The sequence below is a fragment of the Claveliimonas bilis genome (assembly GCF_020892095.1).
Lineage (GTDB): Bacteria > Bacillota > Clostridia > Lachnospirales > Lachnospiraceae > Claveliimonas > Claveliimonas bilis.
Genome location: NZ_AP024845.1, coordinates 1,247,052 through 1,273,617, shown reverse-complemented (window position 1 = coordinate 1,273,617; position 26,566 = coordinate 1,247,052). Strand labels below are relative to the sequence as shown.

General features: G+C 44.6%; 23 protein-coding genes. 20 read left to right on the top strand and 3 right to left on the bottom strand.

Annotation, left to right across the window (positions count from 1 at the left end; all coding sequences use genetic code 11):
- Positions 1-46: 46 nt before the first annotated feature.
- From EUBC25_RS06280 to EUBC25_RS06225, 12 genes are all read left to right on the top strand, one after another.
- Positions 47-697, top strand: a complete 651-nt coding sequence (locus EUBC25_RS06280; protein ID WP_230107314.1) for a potassium channel family protein — start codon at positions 47-49, stop codon at positions 695-697.
- A gap of 7 nt (positions 698-704) precedes the next feature.
- Complete coding sequence (locus tag EUBC25_RS06275) at positions 705-1,511, top strand: TrmH family RNA methyltransferase (RefSeq protein WP_230107313.1); 807 nt, start codon at positions 705-707, stop codon at positions 1,509-1,511.
- A gap of 100 nt (positions 1,512-1,611) precedes the next feature.
- Positions 1,612-2,547 carry an ornithine carbamoyltransferase gene (gene argF / locus EUBC25_RS06270; protein ID WP_230107312.1) on the top strand — a complete coding sequence of 312 codons (936 nt, stop codon included), beginning with the start codon at positions 1,612-1,614 and terminating at the stop codon, positions 2,545-2,547.
- A 7-nt stretch (positions 2,548-2,554) separates the two neighbouring features.
- Positions 2,555-3,535, top strand: coding sequence for a biotin--[acetyl-CoA-carboxylase] ligase (locus tag EUBC25_RS06265; protein WP_230107311.1), 981 nt, complete (start codon positions 2,555-2,557; stop codon positions 3,533-3,535).
- Positions 3,528-3,872, top strand: a complete 345-nt coding sequence (locus tag EUBC25_RS06260) for a DUF6145 family protein (RefSeq protein ID WP_230107310.1) — start codon at positions 3,528-3,530, stop codon at positions 3,870-3,872. Before EUBC25_RS06265 ends, EUBC25_RS06260 begins: the two co-directional genes overlap by 8 nt.
- A gap of 3 nt (positions 3,873-3,875) precedes the next feature.
- Positions 3,876-4,691 carry a type III pantothenate kinase gene (locus EUBC25_RS06255; RefSeq protein ID WP_230107309.1) on the top strand — a complete coding sequence of 272 codons (816 nt, stop codon included), beginning with the start codon at positions 3,876-3,878 and terminating at the stop codon, positions 4,689-4,691.
- Complete coding sequence (dusB, locus tag EUBC25_RS06250; RefSeq protein WP_230107308.1) at positions 4,688-5,644, top strand: tRNA dihydrouridine synthase DusB; 957 nt, start codon at positions 4,688-4,690, stop codon at positions 5,642-5,644. The genes EUBC25_RS06255 and dusB overlap by 4 nt, the downstream gene beginning before the upstream one ends.
- A gap of 109 nt (positions 5,645-5,753) precedes the next feature.
- Complete coding sequence (gene greA / locus EUBC25_RS06245; RefSeq protein ID WP_230107307.1) at positions 5,754-6,236, top strand: transcription elongation factor GreA; 483 nt, start codon at positions 5,754-5,756, stop codon at positions 6,234-6,236.
- 51 nt (positions 6,237-6,287) lie between these two features.
- Positions 6,288-8,228, top strand: a complete 1,941-nt coding sequence (gene lysS / locus EUBC25_RS06240) for a lysine--tRNA ligase (RefSeq protein WP_230107306.1) — start codon at positions 6,288-6,290, stop codon at positions 8,226-8,228.
- 618 nt (positions 8,229-8,846) lie between these two features.
- Positions 8,847-10,130 (top strand): group II intron reverse transcriptase/maturase, encoded by a 1,284-nt coding sequence (ltrA, locus tag EUBC25_RS06235; protein WP_230106227.1) that lies wholly within the window; start codon positions 8,847-8,849, stop codon positions 10,128-10,130.
- Positions 10,131-10,671: 541 nt separating this feature from the next.
- Positions 10,672-11,952 (top strand): group II intron reverse transcriptase/maturase, encoded by a 1,281-nt coding sequence (ltrA, locus tag EUBC25_RS06230; RefSeq protein ID WP_230107305.1) that lies wholly within the window; start codon positions 10,672-10,674, stop codon positions 11,950-11,952.
- Between the two features lie 246 nt (positions 11,953-12,198).
- Entirely contained in the window at positions 12,199-12,777 is a 579-nt protein-coding gene (locus EUBC25_RS06225) for a helix-turn-helix domain-containing protein (protein ID WP_230107304.1), read from the top strand.
- Between the two features lie 110 nt (positions 12,778-12,887).
- Here the strand turns inward: EUBC25_RS06225 and EUBC25_RS06220 are convergent, their stop codons facing one another.
- From EUBC25_RS06220 to EUBC25_RS14915, 3 genes are all read right to left on the bottom strand, one after another.
- Positions 12,888-17,396 carry a chitobiase/beta-hexosaminidase C-terminal domain-containing protein gene (locus EUBC25_RS06220; protein ID WP_230107303.1) on the bottom strand — a complete coding sequence of 1,503 codons (4,509 nt, stop codon included), beginning with the start codon at positions 17,394-17,396 and terminating at the stop codon, positions 12,888-12,890.
- Between the two features lie 49 nt (positions 17,397-17,445).
- Positions 17,446-17,937, bottom strand: coding sequence for a hypothetical protein (locus EUBC25_RS06215; protein WP_230107302.1), 492 nt, complete (start codon positions 17,935-17,937; stop codon positions 17,446-17,448).
- A 157-nt stretch (positions 17,938-18,094) separates the two neighbouring features.
- Positions 18,095-18,373 carry a hypothetical protein gene (locus EUBC25_RS14915; RefSeq protein WP_331471528.1) on the bottom strand — a complete coding sequence of 93 codons (279 nt, stop codon included), beginning with the start codon at positions 18,371-18,373 and terminating at the stop codon, positions 18,095-18,097.
- A gap of 476 nt (positions 18,374-18,849) precedes the next feature.
- Between EUBC25_RS14915 and EUBC25_RS06205 the strand changes: the two genes are divergently transcribed.
- Genes EUBC25_RS06205 through EUBC25_RS06170 form a run of 8 tightly spaced genes read left to right on the top strand, consistent with a single transcriptional unit; the run spans position 18,850 to position 26,536 of the window.
- A complete protein-coding gene (locus EUBC25_RS06205) occupies positions 18,850-19,143 on the top strand; it encodes a helix-turn-helix transcriptional regulator (protein WP_230107301.1) in 294 nt (97 codons plus the stop codon).
- A 3-nt stretch (positions 19,144-19,146) separates the two neighbouring features.
- The gene (locus EUBC25_RS06200) at positions 19,147-20,271 is read left to right on the top strand and encodes a glycosyltransferase family 2 protein (protein WP_230107300.1); all 1,125 of its coding nucleotides are present in this window, start codon (positions 19,147-19,149) and stop codon (positions 20,269-20,271) included.
- Between the two features lie 22 nt (positions 20,272-20,293).
- The gene (locus EUBC25_RS06195; protein WP_230107299.1) at positions 20,294-21,406 is read left to right on the top strand and encodes a glycosyltransferase family 2 protein; all 1,113 of its coding nucleotides are present in this window, start codon (positions 20,294-20,296) and stop codon (positions 21,404-21,406) included.
- 35 nt (positions 21,407-21,441) lie between these two features.
- Positions 21,442-22,632, top strand: coding sequence for a phenylacetate--CoA ligase family protein (locus EUBC25_RS06190; RefSeq protein WP_230107298.1), 1,191 nt, complete (start codon positions 21,442-21,444; stop codon positions 22,630-22,632).
- A 17-nt stretch (positions 22,633-22,649) separates the two neighbouring features.
- Complete coding sequence (locus tag EUBC25_RS06185; RefSeq protein WP_230107297.1) at positions 22,650-23,510, top strand: glycosyltransferase family 2 protein; 861 nt, start codon at positions 22,650-22,652, stop codon at positions 23,508-23,510.
- Entirely contained in the window at positions 23,507-24,730 is a 1,224-nt protein-coding gene (locus EUBC25_RS06180; protein WP_230107296.1) for a glycosyltransferase family 4 protein, read from the top strand. The genes EUBC25_RS06185 and EUBC25_RS06180 overlap by 4 nt, the downstream gene beginning before the upstream one ends.
- Positions 24,720-25,637: a radical SAM protein gene (locus tag EUBC25_RS06175; protein WP_230107295.1), complete on the top strand. Its 918-nt coding sequence runs from the start codon at positions 24,720-24,722 to the stop codon at positions 25,635-25,637. Before EUBC25_RS06180 ends, EUBC25_RS06175 begins: the two co-directional genes overlap by 11 nt.
- On the top strand, positions 25,634-26,536 hold the full coding sequence (locus EUBC25_RS06170) for an FAD-dependent monooxygenase (protein ID WP_230107294.1): 903 nt from the start codon (positions 25,634-25,636) through the stop codon (positions 26,534-26,536). Before EUBC25_RS06175 ends, EUBC25_RS06170 begins: the two co-directional genes overlap by 4 nt.
- The last annotated feature ends 30 nt before the right edge of the window (positions 26,537-26,566 follow it).

Genomic DNA, 26,566 nt, shown 5'->3' with positions numbered 1-26,566 from the left:
AACAGCAGGAGAGAAGAAAAAAGATAGAACAGGCGAGGAGATCAGTATGAAGAAGCAGTATGCAGTCTTAGGTCTTGGAAATTTTGGAGTGAGTGTGGCGCTTTCTTTGCAGCAGCTGGGCTGTGAGGTAATCGCTGTAGATGAGGATATGGAAAAGGTGCAGGAGATTTCCGATCATGTCTCCTATGCCATGCGGGCAGATATCGGTGAACCATCTTTGATGAAATCACTGGGTGCCAGAAATCTGGATGGCCTTATTGTGGCGATCTCAGAGAATATGGAAGCCAATATCATGGCGACGCTTCTGGCAAAAGAGGAGGGAGTTCCCTATGTGCTGGCAAAGGCGCAGCACGAACATCATGCCGCTATCTTAAGAAAGATCGGCGCGGATGCGGTGGTGCATCCGGAGTGGGAAATGGGTTCCCGGGTAGCCAAAAATCTCGTGTCTGCGGATTTTGCGGATTGGATCACTCTGTCGGCGGATTACAGCATGGTAGAAGTGGAAGTGCCCCGCAAATGGGTCGGCAGGACACTGGAGGAATTGGATATACGAAAAAAGTACGGCATCAATGTAGTGGGCATCATGCGGGGAGAAGAGGTAGAGGTGAATCCTGATCCTTTCCGGCCCCTGCAGGATGACGGGATATTGATCCTGATCGGAAGAAATCAGGATCTGCAACGATTCAGGAAAGAGTGAGAAAAGTATGATTACAAGTACAGCCAATCCGAGAATAAAAAGACTTGCGGGACTTCAGAAAAAACGGAGGATGAGAGAGGAAGAGCAGGTGTTTCTGACAGAAGGACTTAGGATGTTTCGGGAAGCGCCGCCGGAAATGTTAAGAGAACTGTATGTCTCGGAAAGCTTTGCAAAGAAAGAAAAAGAACTGATCTGCCGGAAGGAGCAGGAGGCCCGCATTCAGGCAGAAATTCTTGCGGATCATGTATTTTCCCACGTTTCAGATACAAAGACGCCCCAGGGCGTCCTGTGTGTGATGGCACGAAGAAAGGAGCCGTCTGCAGAGGAGATGTTTGATCTGCAGGCAGGCGGAAAGCCGCCTCTTCTTATGGTGCTGGATAATCTGCAGGACCCGGGAAATCTGGGTACTATCCTTCGAACCGGCGAGGGAGCCGGCGTGACCGGAGTTGTTATGAGCAGCGATTGTGTGGATCTTTATAATCCCAAGACTGTCCGATCTACAATGGGATCCGTATACCGGGTTCCCTGCAGGCGTGAGGATGACATGGAAAGATTTCTTCACAAGATGAAAGAAGCCGGGATCCGGATTTATGCGGCCCATCTGAAAGGGACGGCAGATTATGACGAGGAAGATTATACAGGCGGCAGTGCCTTCCTGATCGGGAATGAAGGAAATGGACTTAAGGAAGAAACGGCCCGGATGGCAGATACCTATATACGCATCCCCATGGAAGGGGAAGTGGAATCGCTGAATGCAGCCATTGCCGCTACAATCCTGATGTTTGAGGCGGGGAGACAGCGAAGAAGGAAATAATATTGAAGAAACGCGGAAACAGTGGTATTATGGAAAGAAATCAGGCGGTCCGGATACAGCCGTGTGCCGACAAGACCAAAAGAAGAGAGGAACGAGTGATATGAATTTAAAAGGACGTAGTTTTTTGAAGTTAAGAGACTTTACTGCAGAGGAGATTTTATACCTGGTAGATCTTGCAGAGGAGCTGAAAGAAAAACGAAAAAGAGGAATCAAAGGACACAGCCTGCAGGGAAAGAATATTGCCCTGATCTTTGAAAAACCTTCTACAAGAACGAGATGTGCTTTTACTATCGGGGCGCAGGACGAGGGTGCAACTGCAACATATCTGGCAGGGTCCGAACTGCAGCTCGGCGAAAAGGAGAGTATTGAAGATACGGCGCGTGTTCTGGGACGTATGTTTGACGGAATTGAATACAGAGGATTTGATCACGAATTTGTAGAAGCTCTTGCACAGTACAGCGGCGTTCCGGTATGGAACGGTCTGACAGATCAGTGGCATCCCACACAGTGTCTGGCAACGCTGCTTACACTGAAGGAAAATTTCGGACATATTAAGGGACTGAAAATTGTTTATCTGGGAGACGGACGCAACAACGTGGCAAACAGCCTTCTGATGGGATGCAGTAAGGTTGGAGTGAATATTGCTATTGCAGCTCCAAAACGTCTGTGGCCGGATGCAGATCTTGTAGAGGAATGCAGAGGTTATGCAAAAGAGGCAGGTTCTGTAGTGGAAGTATCGGATGAACTGGATGTGGTAGAAGGAGCGGATATGCTCTATACGGACGTATGGTTCTCCATGGGCGAGGAGAAGAAAGAACAGGAGAGAACAAAGCTTGCCCTTCCGTATCAGGTAAATGCAGAGCTGATGAAGCGCACCGGCAAGGATACCACACTGTTCTCACACTGTCTGCCTGCAAATAAAGGAAAAGAAGTAACAGAGGACGTATTTGAAAGCGAGAAATCAGTTGTGTTTGACGAGGCGGAGAATCGTCTGCACACTATCAAGGCCATAATGGTTGCAACGCTTGGAGAATAATCACGAAATGAAAACAGAAATTTTATCCATGCTTCGGGCAGCAGATGGATATGTATCAGGGCAGCAGATCTGTGACAGGTTTCATGTGTCCAGAACTGCTGTCTGGAAAGTAATAGAACAGCTAAAAGAAGAAGGGTATGAAATAGAGGCAGTCCGCAGGAGAGGTTATCACCTGACCGGAAGTCCCGATGTGATGTCAAAAGCTGAAATTGAGAGCCGGATCGAGACAAAATGGGCAGGGCGGAATGTCTTTTATTATGAAGAAACAGATTCTACCAATACACGGGCAAAGGCCCTGGGAGAAGAAGGGGCGCCCCACGGCACTTTAGCGGCGGCGGATGCACAGAGTGCAGGGAAAGGGCGGCGCGGCAGAGGATGGGAGTCGGCGCCCGGAAAGGATATCTATATGAGTATCCTTTTAAAACCGCAGATCGCACCTGTGCAGGCGCCTATGCTGACATTGGTCATGGCTCTTAGCGTCGTAGAGGCGGTGAAGGAAGAGACCGGACTTGATGCCGGGATCAAATGGCCCAATGATCTTGTGATAAATAAGAAAAAAATATGCGGCATTTTGACGGAAATGAGTCTGGAAGAAGAACAGATCAGTTATGTGGTGATCGGAGTGGGGATTAATGTGAACCATGATGAGTTTCCGGAAGAATTAGCAGGGAGGGCTACTTCCCTGAAACTGGAATCCGGCAAAGAGTGGATCCGGGCTAAGCTTGTTGCACAGGTGATGGAAAAATTTGAAAAGAATTATGAGATCTTTCTGAAGGATGGGAGTCTTGCAGGGCTTAAAGAGCGCTACAACGGGCTTCTTTTAAATAAGGAAAGAGAAGTGCGCGTGCTCGATCCAAAGGGAGAGTATACGGCATTTGCTTTGGGGATCAATGAAAAAGGAGAGCTTCTTGTGGAGCGGGAGAACGGCAGACGCGAGACTGTGTTTTCCGGGGAAGTCTCTGTACGAGGAATATATGGATATGTATAAGGATAAAATTGTGCTCTGCGGGGCAAATTCATATGAGGAAAAATATTATCTCAATCCGGACTTTGAACAGCTTCCGGATCATGTAAAGGATGAGCTGAAGATCATGTGTGTGCTCTATGTACATGATGTGGGAGGAATCCTGACACTGGCTTATGAGGAAGATGGAACGCTGTGTTTCGAGGTGTCTTCTGTAGAAGGAGACGCCATGTTTGATGAGATCGGAAGCCAGCTTAAGATCAAGCAGCTGCAAAGGGAAAAAGAAGAACTTCTGGAGGCTCTTCAGCTGTACTATCAGGTATTTTTCCTGGGACAGGAAGAACAGAAAAAGGGGGACTGACGAATGCTGCTTGTAATGGATGTAGGCAACACAAATATTACAATGGGGCTGTATCGGGAGAGCGAGCTTCTGGCAAAATTCCGAATGACAACAAAACAGCCGAGAACTTCAGATGAATATGGAATAGCGATCCGGGAAATGATCCGGAACCAGGGAGAAAATCCGGAAGAAGTAGACGACATTATCATTGCGTCTGTCGTGCCGGACATTATGCATTCTCTGGGCAGCTGCATTATTAAATATTTTAACCGGAAGCCGATCATCGTCTCTGCAGGGATCAAGACCGGAATCCGGGTGGCAACAGAAAATCCGCGCCAGACAGGACCGGATAAGATCGTGGATGCAGTGGCAGCCTATTATCTGTATGGAGGGCCGGTTATTGTCATTGATTTTGGTACAGCGACTACTTATGATCTGGTAGAGCCGGACGGTACATTTGCAGTGGGAGTCATTGCGCCGGGGATCCGCACATCAGCAAGAGCGCTGTGGGGAGATGCAGCCATGCTTCCGGAGATTGAAATACGGAAACCGGATACTATTCTGGCCAGAGAGACAGTGTCCAGTATGCAGGCCGGACTGGTGTACGGCTATATCGGTCAGACAGAATATATTATTGACCGGATGAAAAAGGAATCCGGATATCTGGATGCGAAAGTAGTGGCAACAGGAGGACTTGGAAACATCCTTGCGGCAGCAACGGAAAGTATTGATATCTATGATCCGATCCTGACTCTGGAAGGTCTGCGCCTTATATATGAAAGGAATCGTTTCCGGGGAAAGAAGAAGGAGCAGGAAACGGAAAGGACATCTGACAGATGAAAATAGGAAATCTTACAATCGAGCACCCGTATGTGCTGGCACCGATGGCAGGCGTAACAGACCTGCCATTCCGTTTGCTCTGCAAAGAGCAGGGTGCCGGCCTTTTATGTATGGAAATGGTAAGCGCAAAAGCGCTTCAGTATGAAAATCGTAATACCAGGGAACTTCTGAAGATCCATCCCGAAGAGTATCCGGTATCCCTCCAGTTGTTTGGCTCGGATCCTGATGTCATCAGCGAGCAGGCCAAAAAGATAGAAGAACTTCCTTTTCAGATTTTAGACATCAATATGGGGTGTCCGGTTCCTAAAGTAGTGAAAAATGGAGAAGGGTCTGCTTTGATGAAGCAGCCGGATCTGGTCTATGAGATCGTATCCAAAACGGTCAAAGCAATTCAGAAACCTGTGACGGTAAAAATCCGTAAAGGCTTTGACGATTCCAGTATAAATGCTGTGGAAATCGCAAAGATTATTGAGGAAGCCGGCGGGGCGGCAGTGGCGGTTCACGGAAGGACGAGAGAGCAGTATTATTCCGGGGAAGCGGACTGGGATATTATCCGGCAGGTCAAAGAAGCGGTTGGCATCCCTGTTATCGGTAATGGAGATGTGACTTCTGTAAAAAAAGCAATGGACATGATGAAACAGACCGGGTGCGACGGGGTGATGATTGCCCGGGGAGCACAGGGGAATCCATGGATCTTCCGGGAATTGAAGCACTACGATGAGACGGGAGACATTCTGCCCAGACCTTCCAATACAGAGATCAGGGATATGATGCTCCGGCATGCGGCGCTTCAGATCAAATATAAAGGAGAGTATCAGGGAATCCGTCAGATGCGCAGTCATGTGGCCTGGTATACCAAAGGGATGACGGGTTCTGCCAGGCTTCGGGAGGCCATCAATCAGGTGGAAAGTTATGAAGAATTAAAGGCACTTCTGGAGGCGAAAATCTATTGACATTATAAAGTCTGTTATGTATAATATTGAAATTGCGAAAGTAGATTTATATAAGGGAAAGGCCCTGACAGATATACAGAAATAAAGCAAGAAAGAGGAGAGGATAGTCATGGAAGAAAAGAAGAGAATTCTTACCTACACCGGTCTGAAGAAGCTGGAAGAAGAGCTGGAAAATCTGAAAGTCGTAAAGCGTAAAGAAGTTGCTGATAAAATTAAAGAAGCAAGAGAACAGGGAGACCTTTCAGAAAATGCAGAGTACGATGCAGCAAAAGATGAACAGCGCGACATCGAAGCACGGATCGAAGAGTTGGAGAAGATCCTGAAGAATGCGGAAGTCGTTGTGGAGGATGAAGTCAATCTTGATAAGATCAGTATTGGATGCATCGTTACCGTGTATGACGAAGAATTTGAAGAAGAGATAGAATTTAAGATTGTCGGATCTACAGAGGCCAACAGCCTGCAGGGAAAAATTTCCAATGAGTCACCGGTAGGAAGAGCCCTTCTTGGACATGAAGTCGGAGACAGCGTAAAAGTAGAGACGCAGGCAGGAGAACTGGAGTACAAAGTTTTGAAGATCGACCGTTCCCTCTAAAACAGGGCGGTATCTGATAATAAGGATAAAAGAGAAGAGGAGTGAAGATCAGTGTCTAATCAGCAGAAGAATGCCCAGGAACCAGATTTAAACCAGCTTAGAAAGGTACGCCGCGAGAAGCTGGCGGAGCTTCAGGCAAACGGAAAAGACCCCTATCAGGTTATGCGTTATGATGTGACATGCCATACATCTGATATTAAGGATCATTATGAGGAGATGGAAGGAAAGCACGTGACAGTTGCAGGCCGTGTGATGCAGAAACGTGTGATGGGAAAGGCATCCTTCTGTAATGTTCTTGATCAGAGCGGAAATATCCAGTGCTATGTTGCAAGAGATGGCATAGGAGAAGAAGAATACAAAGATTTCAAGAAGCTGGATATCGGCGATATTGTAGGTGTGGAAGGAGAAGTCTTTAAGACAAAGACAGGAGAGATTTCCATTCATGCCTCTGCAGTAAAGCTTCTGTCTAAGAGCCTGCAGATCCTTCCGGAGAAATTCCACGGACTGACAAACACAGATATGCGTTATCGTCAGAGATATGTGGATCTCATTATGAATCCGGAAGTACGGGATACATTTATCAAACGTTCTCATATTATCAGTTCCATCCGGAGATACCTGGACGGACAGGGATTCCTTGAGGTAGAGACCCCTATGCTTGTAAGCAATGCCGGAGGAGCTGCAGCAAGACCCTTTGAGACACATTTTAATGCTCTGGGAGAGGACTTTAAACTCCGCATTTCTCTGGAGCTGTATCTGAAACGTCTGATCGTCGGCGGGCTGGAAAGAGTGTATGAGATCGGGCGTGTATTCAGAAATGAAGGTCTGGATACAAGGCACAACCCGGAATTTACTCTGATGGAGCTGTATCAGGCATATACAGATTACAACGGAATGATGGATCTGACAGAGAATCTTTACCGTCATGTAGCGCAGGAAGTTCTGGGAACTACTAAAATCGTATACAACGGCGTAGAAATGGATCTTGGAAAGCCGTTTGAGCGTATCACTATGGTAGATGCCGTGAAGAAATATGCCGGTGTGGACTGGAACGAGGTAGAGACAACCGAGGATGCCAAGAAACTTGCGGACGAGCATCACGTAGAATACGAAGCGCATCATAAGAAGGGCGATATCTTAAGTCTCTTCTTTGAAGAGTTTGCAGAGGAACACCTGATCCAGCCTACTTTTGTTACAGATCATCCGATCGAGATTTCTCCGCTTACAAAGAAAAAACCGGAAAATCCGGAATATGTAGAGCGGTTTGAGTTCTTTATGAACGGCTGGGAAATGGCGAACGCTTACTCCGAGCTGAACGATCCTATCGATCAGAAAGAACGGTTCAAAGCACAGGAAGAGCTGCTTGCTATGGGCGATGAGGAGGCAAATACGACAGATGAAGACTTCCTCAATGCTCTGGAGATCGGTATGCCGCCGACAGGAGGAATCGGATTCGGCATTGACAGAATGTGTATGCTTCTGACAGATTCTGCGGCAATCCGTGACGTGCTTTTGTTCCCGACAATGAAGTCACAGGGAGCGGCAAAGAATGCTGCGAACAATGAAAGTCAGGCGGCGCCGGCAGCTGCAAAGGCAGAAAAACCGGCAGCGAAGATCGACTTTTCCAACGTGAAGATCGAGCCCCTCTTTGAAGAGATGGTAGATTTTGAGACATTTGCAAAATCCGATTACCGTGCTGTGAAGATCCTGGCATGTGAGGCTGTGCCCAAGAGCAAAAAGCTTTTGAAATTTACTCTGGATGACGGCGTTCGCAAGGACCGCGTGATCTTAAGCGGTATTCACGAGTATTACGAGCCGGAAGAACTGGTTGGTAAGACAGCTATTGCGATTGTAAATCTGCCGCCGAGAAAAATGATGGGTATTGATTCCGAAGGTATGCTGATTTCAGCAGTTCATGAAGAAGATGGCCGTGAGGGGCTGAATCTGTTAATGGTAGATGACAGAATTCCGGCAGGGGCAAAGTTGTATTAAGATTTAAGTAAGGACGTACCGTTTTACATGATTTGACGCTTGAAACGGTGCAGAGTGAAAAAATGGCATAATAAGCAGAATGAATGGGCAGTCCTGAATGGGATTGCCCATTTTGTTGTATGACGGGCATGCCGTCAGTCTGTGGTGAAAGTCCACAAGGGGCGTAGTTGCCAACGAACCCCATAGCGACTCCCAAGGTTTACATCGTGAGATGTGGGCGAGAAGAAGGGATAGCGAAATCGTAGCCTGACGAACAGAAACCTGATATAAGGCGTACATGGCGGATAAGCTGACTACAGACAGTGAAGTCCAAAAGGCAACCGTAACCCATGTGCGTAGATCAGGCAGGTAGATGAGGAAAGACTGGCAGGCTTATCCCGTGAGGTCTCACAGGCTGTGAAACCCGCAGTAGTAACAACGAACTGTGAGAAGTCAGCAGAGGCCGTAGTAGGCAAAGCCCTGGAATGGGAAGTGCTGAAGGGCTGAACAATGTAACCGTGTAATCAAATGTATGCTCCATGGAATACCTGACGGCAGGAGGGGCGAAACGTAAATGAGCAGGTACTGCACAACCTAGGGCAAATCCATGGAAACGGAAAGGAGAAAGCACACAAGGCAATGTCAGAACTGTTGGAAAAGATACTGTCCAAAGATAACATGAACACTGCATACAAAAGAGTCTGTGCCAATAAGGGCGCAGGAGGGGTGGATGAGGTAACAGTCGAAGAACTTGGCGATTATATCAAAGAGAATTGGGAAAGTATCAGGAATCAAATCAGGAACAGGGAGTACAAGCCCCAGCCAGTCAGGAGAGTGGAGATCCCTAAGCCAAACGGCGGAATGAGAAAACTGGGAATCCCAACTGTAATGGATCGGGTAATCCAGCAAGGCATCGTGCAGGTGATAAGCCCCATGTGTGAGCCTTTGTTTTCGGAATGGAGCTACGGCTTCAGACCGAACCGGAGCTGTGAAATGGCAATCAGACAGCTGCTTGTATACCTAAACGAGGGATATGAGTGGATAGTAGATATCGACTTGGAGAAATTTTTCGATAACGTACCGCAGGACAAGTTGATGAGTCTGGTTCACAAGATTATCAACGATGGCGATACAGAATCCTTAATTCGCAAGTATCTAAAAGCAGGAGTTATGACGCCACAGGGATACGAGGAAACCAAACTCGGAACCCCACAGGGCGGAAATCTATCACCATTGCTGTCAAACATCATGCTGAATGAATTGGATAAGGAACTGGAGAGGAGAGGACTCCGGTTCACAAGATACGCAGATGACTGTGTCATAGCGGTCAAAAGCGAATCGAGTGCCAAAAGAGTGATGCGGACGGTATCAGACTGGATACAGAGGAAACTGGGGTTAAAGGTCAATATGACCAAAACGCACATCACAAGACCGTCAAAGTTGAAGTATCTTGGATTCGGATTCTACAAGGACAGTAAGACAAATGAATGGAAGTGCAGACCCCATCAGGACTCTGTGAAGAAGTTCAAAAACAGACTGAAAGAACTGACCTGTAGAAAAATGCCGGGGACAGTCACGAGCAAGATTGAGAAAATCAATCAGGCGACAAGAGGATGGATTAACTACTATGCCCTTGGTTCCATGAAAACAGCGATGATAAAGATAGACGCACATTTAAGAACAAGAATCAGAGTTATCATCTGGAAGCAGTGGAAAGTGCCGAAGAAACGGCAATGGGGACTGCAGAAACTTGGAATCGGAAAAGACCTTGCAAGACTGACAGCGTATTGTGGAGACCGCTATTACTGGGTAGTGACTAAGACATGCGTTGTCAGGGCAATCTCTAAAGAAGTATTAGCCAGAGCAGGGCTTGTAAGCTGTTTTGACTATTACAATGAGCGACATGCTTTGAAGTTACGTTGAACCGCCGTATGCCGAACGGCATGTACGGTGGTGTGAGAGGGGAGAGAAAATCTCCCCTACTCGATTGCCCAGCATGGGCGTATTCTAATGGGTGAAAGTCCCAAGTGCGCGTAGGCAACGACGAAGCACATAGCCGAACAGCAAGGGTGTCCGCCGTGAGACGGAATCTGAAAGAAGCTGTAAGCAAACCTCTGACCTGACGGACAGGAACCGCATATAAGGCTCGGAAATGCGGATAAGGTGGCAAAAGGCACTGAAGTCCAAAAGGTTGCCGGAAGTACGAGTAAATGTGGCAGGTGCATGGAGGGAAAGAATACGCACCCTAACTGGGGAGGTCTCACAGGCGGTTTCATCAGCCGTAGTAACAACGAACAGTGAGAAGTCAGCAGAAGCCATAGTAGTGAGGAAGTTCCTGTAATGGGAATGGAGCGAAGGGCTGAACAATCAATCAGTTGAAGTACGTTCCACTTCGTAGCCGGAGCAACGCCTGTCGATAACTTCAAAGGCGGCAAAGGCAAAAGGGGCAGAAAGGAAACAACGCATGGACATAAGTAGTCTAATGGAGCAGATATTGAGTAAGGACAATCTTAATGCGGCATATCTGCAAGTCGTCAGGAACAAAGGAGCGGCAGGGGTAGACGGAATGACCGTGGAAGAACTCGGTCCATACCTTTCGGAAAACGGCGAGAACATCATGGAACAGCTACGGAGGAGAAAATATAAGCCGCAGCCGGTACGCAGAGTGGAGATACCGAAGCCAGACGGAGGAGTAAGGAACCTGGGGGTGCCGACGGTAGTTGATCGTTTTGTACAACAGGCGGTAGCACAGGTATTGACTCCGATATTTGAGGAGCAGTTTCATGACCATAGTTACGGATTCAGACCAAACCGATGCGCACAGCAGGCAGTCCTAAAGGCATTGGAGATGATGAATGACGGACACAGCTGGATAGTAGACATTGACCTTGCGAAGTTCTTTGATACGGTAGACCATGATAAGCTGATGACAATCATCGGACGAACCATAAAGGACGGGGATGTGATATCAGTGGTAAGAAAGTTTCTAGTCAGCGGAGTGATGATAGACGATGAGTATGAAGATACAATAGTCGGCACACCGCAGGGAGGGAATATCTCGCCATTATTAGCGAATATCATGCTTAACGAGCTGGACAAGGAACTGGAAGCAAGAGGGCTGGATTTTGTCAGGTATGCCGATGACCTAATCATCATGGTCGGGAGCAGGCAGGCGGCGGAACGGGTCATGAAGAGTGTGACGAGATTTATAGAGAATAAACTCGGACTCAAAGTGAATGCCGAAAAGAGCAAGGTAGATAAACCAAAAGGGATAAAGTATCTTGGGTTTGGATTTTACTATGACTCATTTGCCAAAGGATATAAAGCCAGACCCCACACGAAAGCGGTGGAAAAGTTTAAGGAGCAAATGAAGAAACTTACATGTAGGAGTTGGGGAGTCAGCAACACCTATAAGGTGGAGAAACTCAACCAACTGATACGAGGATGGATTAATTACTTCAAAATCGGAAGCATGAAAAAGTTATGTGGAAAGCTCGATAAGCATATCCGCTTTCGATTGCGGATGTGTATCTGGAAACACTGGAAAACACCTAAGAACAGGGAAAAGAACCTTATCAAGCTCGGACTGCCACGGCGTGCGGCACATGGTATTTCGTATGCAAAGGGATATGCCAGAGTGTGCAGGAGCTGGAATCTCCACATTGGAATCAGTAAAGAGAGACTGGCTAAGTTTGGGCTTGTATCTATGGAAGACTACTACGCCGAAAGGCGGGTTACTTGTTAAGTTGATTGAACCGCCGTGTACCGAACGGTACGCACGGTGGTGTGAGAGGTCGGTAGGCGAAATAATCGCCTACCTCCTACTCGATTAGATGAAAGTGAATTGAAAATTTGAATTTATAGGTATGTCAAACGAATATGACAAGAATATTTTTCAAATGTCAAACGCTTTTGATAGATGAAAAGTTTGTTGAATGATAGGATTTTAATTGTTCAAGAGATTAAATCAACAAGCAAAGGAGGAATAAAATTGGAGATTGGCATTCAAATAAAGAAGTATCGTAATAATATGAAAATTTCTCAAGAAGAGCTAGCTGAAAAAGTTTATGTAAGCAGGCAAACCATTTCAAATTGGGAAACAGGGAAAAATTATCCGGATATTCATAGTATATTGTTACTTAGTTCTATATTTAATATATCTCTTGACCAATTAGTAAAAGGAGATATTGAAATTATGAAAAAAGAAATCAATGTAACAGAAATTAAGAAGTTTAATAGATGTGCTGCTATATATGGAATATTATTAGTTTTGACTATTATTTCCCTTGTTCCGCTTATAAAAATGATGAGTTGGTATGGGATGATTCCCTGGGCTATTTTATATGGTATTACAGTATATTATGCGTTTAAGGCTGACAAAATGAAAAAAGATAATAATATTTTAACTTATAAAGAAATAGTCGCTTTTACCGAGGGGAGGCAATTAGATGAAATTGAACAACAGCGAGAAATTGGAAAACGCCCGTATCAAACGGTTATTTATATGATAGGAAGTGGGGTAATTGCATTTGTTGTGGTTTATTTAATGGCACAATTATTTTCTTTGTAAAATTTCAGTTTAAAAATTCCCTTTGAGAGAGGAATCATCTTTCTCAAAGGGAGTTTTTATTTTATATGTACCATCGAAAGGATGGCATGTCAATAACAGTTTATTAAAAACTAATGTTGTCTCTTCTTTCTCCAGATCAGGCATCCTGCCGCTGTGCCGGCGCTGATCAGCAGTACCAGCAGAACCGGAAGAATGTGGCTGCTATCACCTGTATGAATAGTCCCATTGCTTTTGAGGATGTTTCCTGTATTCTGTCCTTTATCCGCCCCCGGATTCACTGCTTTATTTCCTTCAACTGTGATTACGGAAGTTGCTTCTGCTGTTCCTGCTTTTGCAGTGATCACGGCTGTTCCTCCGGAAATTGCGGTCACAGTTCCGTTTTCATCCACACTTGCAATTTCCGGTTTGCTGCTTGTCCAGAGGATCTCATCATCCATTGCGTTTTCCGGTGCGGTAGAAGCCTTGATCTGAGTTGTTTCTCCTTTTTTCAGCGTTATTTCTGCCGGATCCAGTGTGATACTTTCTACGCCCTGTTTTGTAATATTCACTGTGCACTGTGCAGTAACTGTCATATCTGCATCACTTTGAGCTGTGACAGTTACAATGCCCGGTTTCAGAGCAGTAAGTACCTGGACCGGCTTGCCACTGAAGCTTTCGCTTTGTTCCATTCTCACACTGTCCACATCGCCGCTGACGCTCCAGTAGATTTTCCCGCTTGCAGGATTTTGGGCACCTACAAGTTCTGCTGACAGTGTAAGCGTCTGTTCCGGGTTATCCTTTGTAAGAAGCACTTGTTGTTCATAACAGTCCAGACTTAGAGACGTCGGATAATCCTCTGCAAATCCTCCGCTTCTGGCCAACGTATTTTCAGCGCTTGCCATTGCTGCAAATGTCCAGCAGCTTCCGATGCTGCCCTGATTCCGGACTGGCGTCAGAGTTCCCGTTTCCCTTAGATCAAAACATTCTGGTAACTCCTCAACAGAAGGTGCCAAAGCACCATTCGCTGCATCAATAGTAACATTTAGTCCGGCGTCGCTATTCTGGATTTCCACGCCTCCCACAGAAATTGTTTCAGGAAGTGACGTTTCCGGGACAAGGTTCGATTTATCTGTGCTAAGTTCCGGTGCTGTTGTCTCATAATCATCCATGTCTACATTACAGGTATATGCACGTACACATGGGAAGCAAGCCTGTGCGCCGATATCGGTCCGTTCTCCGTTTGCTTCCAGGAATGAAACTCCCTCTATCGGCAGAAGTCCACTTGTGGTTCCGCTTATATCACAGCTAATTCCTATTCCGGGGTCCTGTCCGTCATTTAAGCTTTCCAGATAAATGCTGACAGAAAACTCACTACCGGCAGGAATAAGTACCGGATCACTTAAGCGTTCCGTATAAAATCCCGCATAGTTTTTTACACCTTCCAGAACCTTTTTTGCGGATCCTTCGCAGGTAATACTAACTTCGTACCTGACATTAGAACTTAAGATCTGGAATGATACTGCGCGAAGTAGCTCAGCTGTATCTGTTGTATTTTCAAACTTTTGCTCTACTGTAAAGCTACTTCCTCCGGAGATCATGTCTGTTGCTCCCAATATATCATAATAGTACTGGTGGTTATAATTATCTGCAGCCTCATCCGTTAGAAAGACAGCTGGGTTATTATTGTACAGGAAAGAATCTTCATAGGAAATATAAAAATATCCATTTTCCCCGCTTTGTTCTCCCCATGAATTTTTAACGATAAATGCACCATCATGCTCTGGTTTGGATATCTGCACATTTCCTTCTCCGTAAAAAAGTTCTGCCAGTTCCTCATTCCCGGTAAAATTATCTTTGCTGTAATTGTCATCCCAACCTACAATTGTAACAATGTGTCCCTCGTCATAGGGAGTGGCATATTTATAATCACCTACGTAAACATTTTTCTGGTCCGACGTCATATAGGATTGTGCACTGAGTATATAAACGTCTACAGCTCCATAATTATAGATTGCATTTTTTATATGACTGATATTTTCTTCGCTGAAACCGTCAGGCATATAAAGTGCGTTTGTAACATGATATTGTGCTTTGTTTGACAGATTTTTATAAGAATAATCTGTATCCGGGGCGAATTCTGATCCAGCAGCTGGATAAGGATCATCTGACTCTGATACGGGGCCTCCCCAGTTCGCAAAATAGGTCATTGACATCAAGAAATGTCCGCCTCCGTTTAGTCCCAGATCATAGGCATAGCCGCTGCTTTTATCTGTTAGGGCGGTCAGCATGTTTTTCTCAGAGAAATCCAGAGAATTTATTGCTTCACTGTCCATTTCTTTCATAAGGCTAAGTTCATAGGGATTAGATGAAGCATCCTGCTTTCCGATGCTTTCTATTTTTACAAAATATCTGCCGCTTTTTGCTTCGTACCGGATACTCTGGCTTTTTCCTTCTAGTGCAGATGTTTTTAGCATTTGCCCTTGTTCATCCAGAAGCGTCAGCGAATAATCCATTCCGGAGGGAGGAGTCAAAGTCAGACTCAGTGCGGCTCCATTATCCAGAGTAAAGGAATAATAATCCACATCTTCCCGCTGGTGCAGTGTACCGCTGATTTTTCCTGGAAAGCTAAGAGATACAGCATCTTTCAGTGTATCATTGGGTTCGTAACGGTCACCGGACAAATCAGATGTTTCATATACAAATGTTTTCACATTACTGATCAGCAGGTCTTCCCGGTCTGGGAAATATGCCGCCGCTTTGATGGTTGTTGTATGTTCGATTTCAAGAGGCTTTTCATACACTTCTCCATTTTCGGCGGAAGGAGAGCTTCCATCCGTTGTATATATGATGGCAGCTCCATCTGCATCACAGGAGAGAGTAATTTGGGTCCCTGGTTCTACAATTCCAGAAGCAACATCCGCTTTCACAGAGGGGACCTTTACATTATTGATCTCCCAAGATGAAGTCAGGGAATAATCGCCTTCATTGTTGATCGAACATGCGGAAAGAACCATCGGACCTTGTACCGGAACCGGTTCTGTGTATTCTGTTCCGTCAGTTAGAGGATTGGATCCATCTGTGGTATAGTATATCTTTGCATCCGTATCCATGGTATACAGGCTGATTTCCTGTCCGAATGTAAGAAGAGAGGGCAATGGATCTGTAAATACTCCCTCCAGAAACGTTTTGTCGATTCCGGCATATTTCATATCATTTCCAAAGCCGGAAGGCGTAACAGGAACTCCTGTGTTCCTGTTATATACCCAGCAGGCAGCTCCGCCTCCGGGGATACTCTCCGGAGCAGTATCTACGGCATAGATGGGCGCAATCTCAACTTTGTCTACTTCATTTGGATTTTCCGGATTATTACCTAATGCGTAGATGCCTGAGCTTTCTCTAAGATAGAGAGCAATATTATAGTTGGTAATTACGTCCTCTATAGTTGCTGCCGCTTTTCCGTCCCCCAGATATCCCACCACCTGGAGAGCCTTTTCAATTGCATCAAGAGAGGATTCTCCTTCAGACAATGTCATCCATTGTTCCAGAATTGTCTTGAAAATAGAATCTCCGCCTCCGGCCAGTTCTTCTGTCTGATGGGAAAGATAACGGCCAAACAGATACCAGCTGCCATATGGCATTCCCAGTGTATCTCCGGAAGGAACATAATAACCTTCATAAATAAACGGAAAGGAATAGCCATTTTTTTCAATCCATGCTGTTGTCCATTCAGTTTCATAAACAGTATCTGAATTGGATAGTCCGGTTACTGCAATTGCACTTTGAGAAAATACTTCATTGAGCCAGATATCGAAATCCTCGCCTGCTTGTGCCCAGTTAATAAGGTGCTGCAGTTCGTGTACCAGCACACCTAAAGTTACGTCTTGGTCCGTGGTGGAAATATCTATATGGAGCATGTCCATATGATTTCCTGATGCATATTCCGTTTCTTCCTTTGTGTATAAATCTGTCGTTTCAAAAAAGCCGGCATAGGGAATGGAATAAAAGACAAATGCTGTTTTTCCGTCCTGGTCCACATCGGCAGCGCTCCAGTCCCCAAATGTTTCTTTCATTACATCATAAAGCTGATCATCGAGTATATCTGCATAAGCTTGTGCCTGTTCATCCGGCAACAGTTCTCTCTCATTTACACTTCGCCAGATTGTACATGTGTCCCCGGCAGCAGCCAGTTCAACTTCAATTTCTTTTTCCCCACTTAAGGCATATTCAGAATAAATGGTTTTTCTTTCACCGAGTTCATATACCTTCTCTTTTCCGGACGCATTTTGCACTGATGGAAGAGCCGCCAACGAAGGAAGTTCCTCATGCTGCATAAACGGAACACCGCATCTGACTTTTTGACCTTCTTCGGTGTCCCATTCGGCAGAATCCATCTTCTCTCTGCCAAGAGGTCCTCCCATAGAATCAAGTCCTACATTTTGTGTTGCTTCCAGTTCTTCATCTGAACCAATCGGCATGCCCATATTTTCTGCCATGATGACGGTTCCTTCATAAGACGGGCCTTCTGTATCAATGACTGTTCCGTTTTCTTGAACTTCAGATGCAAGTACAGAAGACGGCAAAGCCAGCGATATTGCCAGGACAGAGGCTAGAAGCTGCTTTTTCCATTTCCTTTCCCTCATAAAACTCTCATTTCTCCTTTCTACTACAATATAATGCTTATATCGGTTTTTATTTTACGATTTTTTCAAATATTGTTTTTGCTTCCTCTTCTTTGGAAATATCATCTGTTGTTACGGCTGCCACACGTTCATTCATTCGCACTGCAATCAGCACTCCGTCACTTCCAGAAGCAGAATATTTGCAATACATATCGCCAAAATCAATGTTCTGTGTCGTGTCCGCATCATCTTCCGGGTATTCTGCACAGTACTGTTCAAAAAGCTTTGAGGCTTCTGTGATTGATTCACACTCAAAAACGGAAGCGGTTATTCCGTCAATTGTTATTGTTGCTCCATAATCTCCATTGGTGTAATACTTGCTTCCTTCTTCCACAGAAAGCTCTTTCAGTTCTTCTATTCCGATAATCTGGCTTTTGTTTGCAAAAAAGAAGATAATGCCTCCTACAATAACCAAAAGCAGCACACCGAAAACGAAATGACGGATAATCCGTGATGAAGCAGATTGTCCTGAAAAATCTCGTTTTTTATACCAGAAAAACACACAATCCCTCCTATAACAAATTTTACAAGATACAACTATTATTTTAGTCTATGCTAATTAAAATGTAAATGAAAATAGGGTTATGTTTATCATTTGCAAAAATGTCTGGGCAGCAATGCAAACTAAAAACGGGATTGACATATGATAAGAGATTGTATTAAAAGATTGGACTTGCTATAATTGAGACATCACTTGTATTTATGGAGGTTAGTATGCCGAAAGAAATAAATCCCAAGGACACTAAACGTGCTGCGGCGTATGAACTTTGGATGAAAGCGCCAAATCCAATGGTAACTTTTTTTAAAACTTTTGATGTATAACCAATCCGCATCAGCACATCTTTTGCATATGTTTCATCTGTAATTACTAAATGCTTTTCTGACTTTAAAAGCTCAATCTGTTCGTCAAAAGTAGAAAATATCTTTTGTGACGGCATAGTAAAATCTCCTTGAAATAAAAAGAGGGAGAGACCCGCAGGTTCTCCCCCGGTCACGGGCTTCGCAAGTTTCCGCAACACGATCACTGAACTAAATATAGCAAAACTGGCTTGAAAAGTCAATCCCGCAAATTCCGTTCTTTGTTATCATATGCGGAATGTATGGGGAAAATACATTTAGATTTGTATATATTTTCCAGTTTAAGCATATGGACAGGCTCACGGAGTAAGGAAAAACCTCGGTGAGCTTTTCACAGGTATGGGCGCGCGTCTGTGTCTGAATAGTATAACGATAAAAAATTTTTCAAAATAGCAAAATATAATGGGAAAAATGATAAAAAATTTATCGAAATGTTGAAAAAATCGATATTATCATATATGATAATTAATAGAACTGACAACGCAGGCATCTTAACTGTGCTCCGGTCAGGATGCCTCATTTGTAACCTGCATCAGGAAAAAGGAAAGGAAATTCTATGCATAAAAAAGAAGAACTGCTAAAGAGATGTACAGAAATATTAAGCAAGGAATTGCCTGTATTGAGAAAAATAAACAATTTAACGCAAAAGGATCTGGGAGATATTATCGGGGTGAGCCGGCAGACGGTTACCAATATCGAGAGTGGAAAAAGTGAGATGAAATGGACCACCTTTCTGGCGATTATGTTTGTTTTCTCATTAGATCACAGTTCAGTCGAATATTTAAGGAGATTAGATATTCCTTATGCGGAAATAAAGCAATGGCTGGCTGAAAAGAGGGGGGAAAAATAGTTTATGGACTTTTCGATTGTCGTTCCAACATGGAACAGGTCAAAATTAGTGGATGCCTTATTGGAATCGCTGTATGAAGAACGAAAAAATTATGATCTGGGAGAGACAGAAGTACTCATAGTAGACAGCAGTAAAGGAGAAGAAAAGGCGGCCATTATGGCATCGTGTGAAAAATATGATGCACAGTATATAGAAGGGGATGACAGTGTCCGAAAGAAAAGAAACAAAGGAATTGACCTGGCCGGGTATGAGTACATATTGTTTATCGATTCCGATGTTACGGTAGGGCCGGGGCTTTTGAAAAGCCACGCGGCTACACTGAAGGAAGGTGAATCGAATCCGAAGATTACAGGTTCTTTCGGACTGACGGAGTTTGTCGGAAAAAAGAAATTCTGGTGGCATGTAATAGAACATACCTCCTTTCTGGATTCTTTCGGTTTTGCAAAGTTTATGCCGTTTGTGTCATGGACGATCGGAAATAATGTTGCTTTCCGCAGGGATGAATTAATTAAGATAGGAAAATTTGAAGAGAATTTTCCATTCAAGCTTGGCGGAGACGATCTTGATATGACTTACCGTTATACAAAAGCCGGTAATCTGATCAAAACAACGCCCGGGGCGGTCACTTATCATTCAAGGGAAACATGGAATACACGCAAAGCGGTAAATGACAGAGCAAAACGCTGGGGGACGATGGAATATCATATTTTGAAACGATATCCGGAACTGGTTCACAGGAGGCTGCCGATGACAGGCGATGTGGCAGCGCTTGTGACAGGCGTACTGGGAATCATGGCGCTTATCAAAGGATCCTGTGTGCCGATCCTGTTTCTGCTGGCGTGGTATCTGCTTTTATATTTTATGATGTATAGACATTATGTGTCCTGCAATGGGAAGGCAAATATTTTTTTCTGGACAATTGCCATGTTCCAGCAGGGGAAATACAGATTTTGGAGAATGGTAAATTCCATCAGGCATCTGGATTTTTCTCTTGCTTTCAAAGGGCAGTATTTTGGAATATATCATATAAAATCAGATTATCAGAACAGCGTAAAGAAAATATGGCTTTATTATGACTCGATTTTTATTCTTATCATTGCCATGATCTTTTACCGTTTTATTGTGTAGTAGTGAAAGGATATAGAAGAAGATGGATCGTATAAGTTTCAGTATTGTTGTGGCGACAAAAAGCAGAGTCCGGTTACTGACGGAGCTGATAGAGAGTATAGATGTCGCAAGGAAAAACTATTCCGGAGACTGTGAAGTACTGATCGTTGACGACAGCATTCCGGAAGAAAGCGAAGCAGTTCAGGCCGTATGCAGGGAGCATGACTGTAAATACATTTTTTATGAGAACAGTGTTTCTGCAAAAAGAAATTACGGAGTTTTGCAGGCTAAGAATGATGTTGTACTGTTTCTGGATTCGGACTGTATTTGTACAGAACATATCATAGAAAGATATGCGGAAAAATATACAGATGAAAAAATTGCTGCAGTTGCAGGCCCATTAGAGTTCGTAGGGGAAGACACCTGGTTTTGGAAGGCGATTGAAGCAACACCTTTTTTAACCTGTTTCTATCTGCCCAGGTTTCTTCCGAAAGTGGAATGGGGTGTGACTGCAAATTTTTCTGTCCGCAGACAGGTTTTCCTGGAAGTAGAGGGATTTGATGAGACATTTAAAAGACCGGCAGGAGAAGACGTGGATCTGGGTATGAAGATCTGTGAAAAAGGATATGAGATCAACGCGGCGGCGGAAGCGCTTGTCTATCACAGCAAAAAGACCTGGATTCCGGTGAAAGCCATGTTCCGCCGGCTTAACTTCTACGGGACAGCAGACTGTGATCTGATCCATAAGCACCCGGACAGAGGGGACGTGGTCCTGCCGAAAAGAAGTATGCTGTATATCATATATGCTCTCTTCCTTGTGCTGGCAGCCATTGCCTCCGGGAAATGGTGGGTATTGGCAGGAATCCCGCTGGTTTTCCTCGTGGAAAATATCGTGATGTCTCATCTGGTGAACCGCCTTTCCAGGGAGAAGAAGGCGACTTTATGCCAGCAGTTTGTAGCGCAGATGTTAATTCATGACAGCGATTTTGCCTATTTAAAAAGATGTGCGGTAACCGGACAGTTTTCGGATATCCGGAAACAGATGATCTACTATATGGGACAGTACAACGGTATGCTGGAAATAGGCTCTTACAATACATGGCTGCAGCTGCTGCTGTTGATGGGCATCGCAGCCCTCATAGTCTTCTTATTATAGAAAATTTGTGCGGAAAAAGCAGGGGGGAAATTTCTATGTATGAAAAAGAAATGAAAAAGTTGATGAAACTGTACCAGGACGGCATTTTCTCGCAGCCGTTTTACGCAGACAAGATTTCCGGGGCGCAGGATTTTGAAAGTTATGAAAATTTTTCAAAAATTCCGTTTATGTACAAGGATGATCTGAGAAACACAAAGCCATTCGATAGAACGTCGGCAACGACAAAAGACGTCTACGGCATTTTCTCAAGCAGCGGCACAACAGGCAGCAAAACTTTTTATGTATATAGTAAGAAGGATAAAAAAGTTTACAATGAATTTGTGAAAGCATTCTACAGTGAGCTCGGGGTAAATGAAAGGGACCTCGGAGGAGTATTTGCTCCGGTTGATACGGGAGTTATGGCTCACTCAATGATGTGGCAGTTTACGACCATGGGAAGCGGATATGTGAATTGTCCGGAGCCCTCTCCGGATAATATGATCGATTTTGTAGAAGCTCTGCCGATTACAATTATTGCAACAAGGCCAAGTGTGGTGTGTTCGATCGCAGACAATCCGCAGTACGTGAAAAGCGCCGGGGAATCCAATGTGAGAATGCTGCTTCTGGGCGGCGGGTTTCTGACGGAAGGGCGCAGGAAGTTTATTGAAAAAATGTGGGGAGCCAGCTGTTACAGTATGTTTGGCATGAGCGAAGTATTTGGGCCCATGGCCGGGGAATGCCGCTATCAGGACGGGCTGCACTATCTGGACAAATATCTGCTGATCGAAGTTCTGGATCCGGTTACCCATATGCCTGTAGAGCCGGGAGAGTATGGAGTTGCAGTGTATACGACCCTGTGGGATAAGGGCTTCCCGATCCTTCGGTATTGGACAGATGATTACATTGCAGTGGATACATCTCCGTGCCGCTGCGGCAGAGATCTTCCAAGATTCCGCTATAAAGGAAGGCTGGCGGACTGTCTGGAGATCAAGGGGCAGTATGTTTTCCCACGTATGCTGGAAGAATGTCTGTTCAAGTATGGTTTTGAAGGAGAATACCGTGCCCTGCAGGAAAAAGGAAACCGGATCAAAGTGGTACTTGAGAAGAGGGATGGTTACAGCGTTTCGCCGGGGATGAAGAAAGAAATAGATGAATTGTTCATGAATGAGGTGGCAATAGAGTTTGTCCCGAAAGAAAAGCTTGCGTATGATGGGCATGCGATAAGGTTTATAAAAGAAAATGGTTAAGATATGAGGAGAAAAGTATGAGGATCTCAGTTGTAATTCCTGTTTATAATGAGGAAAAATGTATCGGACGGTGTTTGAAGGCATTGGCAGATGGAACAGAAAAGCCTTACGAAATTATTGTCTCAGATGGGATGTCCACGGACCGTACAGAGCAGATTGCAAAAAAATACGGTGCAATTGTAGTTGAAAATAAAAAAAGACATGCTGCCGGCGGGAGAAATGCAGGGATAAAAAGAGCGAAAGGAGATATTATTGCCTTTATTGATGCGGACTGCATTCCCGATAAAGACTGGTTAAAAGAGATACGAAAAGCATTTGAAGAGGATGACATTGACGGACTGGGCACTTACATCAGACCCGCTAAGTCGGATAATAAATACGAGGAATTTTGGGGACGTCTATCCCTTCAGATTTTGATGTCATATGGAGACGAGCCTTATTATGTGCAGGATAAAACATTGAATACAGCGTTTATTACAGCAAGCTGTGCATACAGACGTTCTCTCCTGTGCCGGATAAAAGGATTCAGTAACTTTTTTGCCAACAATGCGGAAGATATAGATATATGCTGGAGAGCATTGGAGCAAGGGGCAAAACTGAAATATGTGCCTTCGGCAAAGATTACGGCACACTCTCCGAGAACTCTGAAAGGAATCTGTAAGAAGAGCTTCAGAAACGGTATTTCAAGTTCCAAACTTCAAAAAGTATATTCAAATAATAGAGTCAGTATAGACAAAACTTTATATAAAGCCCTGGTTTCTAATATAAAGGGAATTTTTAAAGGTGAAACATACAGCTGGCTTTTTGTCGTTGAAATCATATGCCATTTGGCAGGGAAATATTACGGAAGCGTGAAGTGTGGTGTGATCAACATATGAGGCGGAAAAAAGTATTGTTTATCTCGGCGGGTATTTTTCCGATACCGGCGAACAAAGGCGGAGCCGTTGAAGAACTGATCGATACATTTACGGAAAATAATGCGAAAGAAGACAGATATGAGATTTCTGTTGCGAGCTGTGTGTTTAAGGGAAGGGAAATAAAAGCAAAAACGAAGGGCGTGAAATATTATTACTTCAGGACGCCGTTTTATCTTTCCCTTGCAGATAAGATGTATTATCTCTATGTTGACAGAATAGAGAAGGACTGGAGAAGTATGTTTCGGCAGTACTGTTTCCGGAACAGACATTATATAAAGAAGATTACGGAAACGCTGGATTTAAAAGCATATGATGCGGTGATCGTGGAAAACAACATGTCCCTGCTTGAAAAACTGTCTGAAGTAATGGGGGAAGAGTTTGAGCGCAAATGTATGTATCACATGCACAGCAATCTGGTGGATAATGAGGAGATGATCCCTTATCTTGCCCGCTGCAGGAAGATACTGGCAGTCAGTGATTATGTGAAAGACCATCTGTACCAGACTGTTCCCCAATTGCGGAATACGGAAATTGTAAAGGTCACAAATGGTATAAGAGGGTGGACGTACTCGACAGAAGAACGGCAGAGCCTTCGGGAACAAATGCGTGACAGATACCATGTTGGTGAGGAAGAGACGATATATCTGTTTGCGGGGCGTGTGAGTCCGGAAAAGGGAGTGCTGGAAATGACCAGGGCATTTCGCGCTGTATTGCCGCGCCTTCGGCATAAATCCCGCCTGTTTATTGTCGGATCAGCCAGTTCGGGATCGGATAAAGAGTCTTATTATTACAGGGCGGTCAAAAAGGAGGCGGCACAGTCTCCGGAGAGTATCATCCTGACAGGATATATTAACCATGAGGATGTTGCAAAGTATCATGTGATGGCAGACGCACAGATCGTACCGTCTATTATGGATGATCCGGCTCCGCTTACTGTACTGGAAGGAATGTCAATGGGAAATTTCCTTTTGTTGTCAAAAGCAGGAGGGATTCCGGAATATTCTGCGAATTACAGCAACAAAATATTTTTTGAGCGGGGAGATTCCTTTGAAAAAAATATCCGGGACGCGTTTCTTTCTTATGACCAGGATAAGGCTCCCCATCGTTATGAAAACAGCGCGAACCATTTTGGAGAGGAACGGTATTACCGTGAACTTGCGGAGGCAGTAGATGTTTCGTAAAAAATTCAGATATATTGCGCCACGTTTCGGGCGATTTCGATATTATAACCGAATAAGGATCTTTGGCTTTGACAGAGAACGAAGGATAAGGCGTACTTTTGGAGAAAAGGCAAACATCATATTAAATTCCGATTCCAGGATCGTTCTGCCCTTTACTGATATAGATATTACGACATTTTGTAATCTGAGGTGCAGGCGCTGTGCAAAATGCATTCCGTATTTCCGTCAGAGAAGGCATTTTACTGCAGAAGAAATCCGTGAAAATCTGGAAGCACTGACAACATATATAGATCGGATTTATGTGGCAAATATCATTGGCGGTGAGCCTTTTCTCAACCCGGAACTGAAAGAGATTGTTCGAATATGTGCAGAAAACCCCAAAATAGAAACGCTGGAACTGACGACCAACGCCACCATTGTTCCGGATGACGGGGTGATCCGCGCTATAAAAGACGGCGGTGTGACCGTTCATATTTCCAATTATCCCAATCTCGATCAAAGGTATATAGAGAATAAAAGATGGCTGATCGAAAAGCTGAAGGAATGTGGTGTGCCTTATGAATATCAGTTCCATGAAATCTGGCTGGATTTTGGAGAGATTGAAAAACACAATTACTCGGGTAAGGAATTGGCAGGGATGTTCCTTCGCTGTCCGATGAACAGCTGCACTGTATTTCATGGCAGAACACTGTACCGGTGCGGAAAGGCAAGTTATCTTGCGCAGCATGGCATGGAGAGAGGGGCGGACGATATCATTTCTCTGGAAGAAATCCATAGTAAAAAGGAAATGGCGGCGAAAATAAAAAAATTCTTTTCAGTGAAATATCTTCCGGCATGCAGGTACTGCCATTTACATCCGAAGGCAATTGCAGCCGCTGAACAATTGGAGGGGGATTCGTTCCTATGATGTACGATTATATCATTGTGGGCGCAGGTCCGGCAGGCTGTGTCTGCGCGGGGGAATTAAAAAGGAAAAATTATTCAGTGTGCGTGTTGGAAAAACAGCCTGAACATTATAGAAAAGTATGCGGGGACGGTATCAGTTACGTCTGTGTCCAGGCTCTTAGAAGCATAGATTTTCCGATAGAATCTCTTATGGATGCCGGTGCTGTGAAAATTCAAAGATATATTCATTATGTAAATGGAAAGATGTATGAGGACAGGATCGGAGATTACGGGAAAGAAGCATACGGCCTGGCAAGAGATAAGACAGACGCTGCTTTCAGGCAATATTTTATCAAAGACAGAGACATACCTCTTTATTATAACAGGAACGCCGGGGAAATAAGAAGTGTGGATCAGGGATATGAAGTATGCGGCATCAAAGCAAAAAGGCTCGTACTTGCAGCAGGAGCTTTGGCAAAAATAAAGCTTGACGGCAAAGCGCTGCTTCGCCCTGATGCAGGAAGCCCCGTTGGAATATCTGCCATACTTCAGGCAGATGCTGCCGGGAGTCCTTTTTTCCTGTTTGATTACAGGGCAGAATATGAGGGGACATACGGTTGGATCTTCCGTGTGGGCGAAAGAGAATATAATGTCGGATTATGGCTGAAAAGAGAGAAAAATCTGCTTGCAGCAAGATTTCAGCAATTTCTGGAAACGCGGGTGGAGGAATACCTGGGCTTTGATTATCAGTGGAAGAGAAAGCCGCGGGGCGCCATTATGGGAATCGGAAACAGAAGAGTACATACAGATGATTCCATTGTTTATCTTGGAGATGCATCAAATACTTCCAATCCGGAAGACGGAGAGGGAATTTCACTGGCAGTAAAAGATGCCCTGGATTTCACCGGCGGGCTGAAATAGCAGGCGTCCATTGGGGGAAGGGCGGCGAAA

Coding starts and splice junctions, on each gene's coding strand:
- EUBC25_RS06280 (WP_230107314.1), top strand. CDS start 47: ATGAAGAAGCAGTATGCAGTCTTAGGTCTTGGAAATTTTGGAGTGAGT.
- EUBC25_RS06275 (WP_230107313.1), top strand. CDS start 705: ATGATTACAAGTACAGCCAATCCGAGAATAAAAAGACTTGCGGGACTT.
- argF (WP_230107312.1), top strand. CDS start 1,612: ATGAATTTAAAAGGACGTAGTTTTTTGAAGTTAAGAGACTTTACTGCA.
- EUBC25_RS06265 (WP_230107311.1), top strand. CDS start 2,555: ATGAAAACAGAAATTTTATCCATGCTTCGGGCAGCAGATGGATATGTA.
- EUBC25_RS06260 (WP_230107310.1), top strand. CDS start 3,528: ATGTATAAGGATAAAATTGTGCTCTGCGGGGCAAATTCATATGAGGAA.
- EUBC25_RS06255 (WP_230107309.1), top strand. CDS start 3,876: ATGCTGCTTGTAATGGATGTAGGCAACACAAATATTACAATGGGGCTG.
- dusB (WP_230107308.1), top strand. CDS start 4,688: ATGAAAATAGGAAATCTTACAATCGAGCACCCGTATGTGCTGGCACCG.
- greA (WP_230107307.1), top strand. CDS start 5,754: ATGGAAGAAAAGAAGAGAATTCTTACCTACACCGGTCTGAAGAAGCTG.
- ltrA (WP_230106227.1), top strand. CDS start 8,847: ATGTCAGAACTGTTGGAAAAGATACTGTCCAAAGATAACATGAACACT.
- ltrA (WP_230107305.1), top strand. CDS start 10,672: ATGGACATAAGTAGTCTAATGGAGCAGATATTGAGTAAGGACAATCTT.
- EUBC25_RS06220 (WP_230107303.1), bottom strand. CDS start 17,396: ATGAGGGAAAGGAAATGGAAAAAGCAGCTTCTAGCCTCTGTCCTGGCA.
- EUBC25_RS14915 (WP_331471528.1), bottom strand. CDS start 18,373: ATGCCGTCACAAAAGATATTTTCTACTTTTGACGAACAGATTGAGCTT.
- EUBC25_RS06205 (WP_230107301.1), top strand. CDS start 18,850: ATGCATAAAAAAGAAGAACTGCTAAAGAGATGTACAGAAATATTAAGC.
- EUBC25_RS06200 (WP_230107300.1), top strand. CDS start 19,147: ATGGACTTTTCGATTGTCGTTCCAACATGGAACAGGTCAAAATTAGTG.
- EUBC25_RS06195 (WP_230107299.1), top strand. CDS start 20,294: ATGGATCGTATAAGTTTCAGTATTGTTGTGGCGACAAAAAGCAGAGTC.
- EUBC25_RS06190 (WP_230107298.1), top strand. CDS start 21,442: ATGTATGAAAAAGAAATGAAAAAGTTGATGAAACTGTACCAGGACGGC.
- EUBC25_RS06185 (WP_230107297.1), top strand. CDS start 22,650: ATGAGGATCTCAGTTGTAATTCCTGTTTATAATGAGGAAAAATGTATC.
- EUBC25_RS06180 (WP_230107296.1), top strand. CDS start 23,507: ATGAGGCGGAAAAAAGTATTGTTTATCTCGGCGGGTATTTTTCCGATA.
- EUBC25_RS06175 (WP_230107295.1), top strand. CDS start 24,720: ATGTTTCGTAAAAAATTCAGATATATTGCGCCACGTTTCGGGCGATTT.
- EUBC25_RS06170 (WP_230107294.1), top strand. CDS start 25,634: ATGATGTACGATTATATCATTGTGGGCGCAGGTCCGGCAGGCTGTGTC.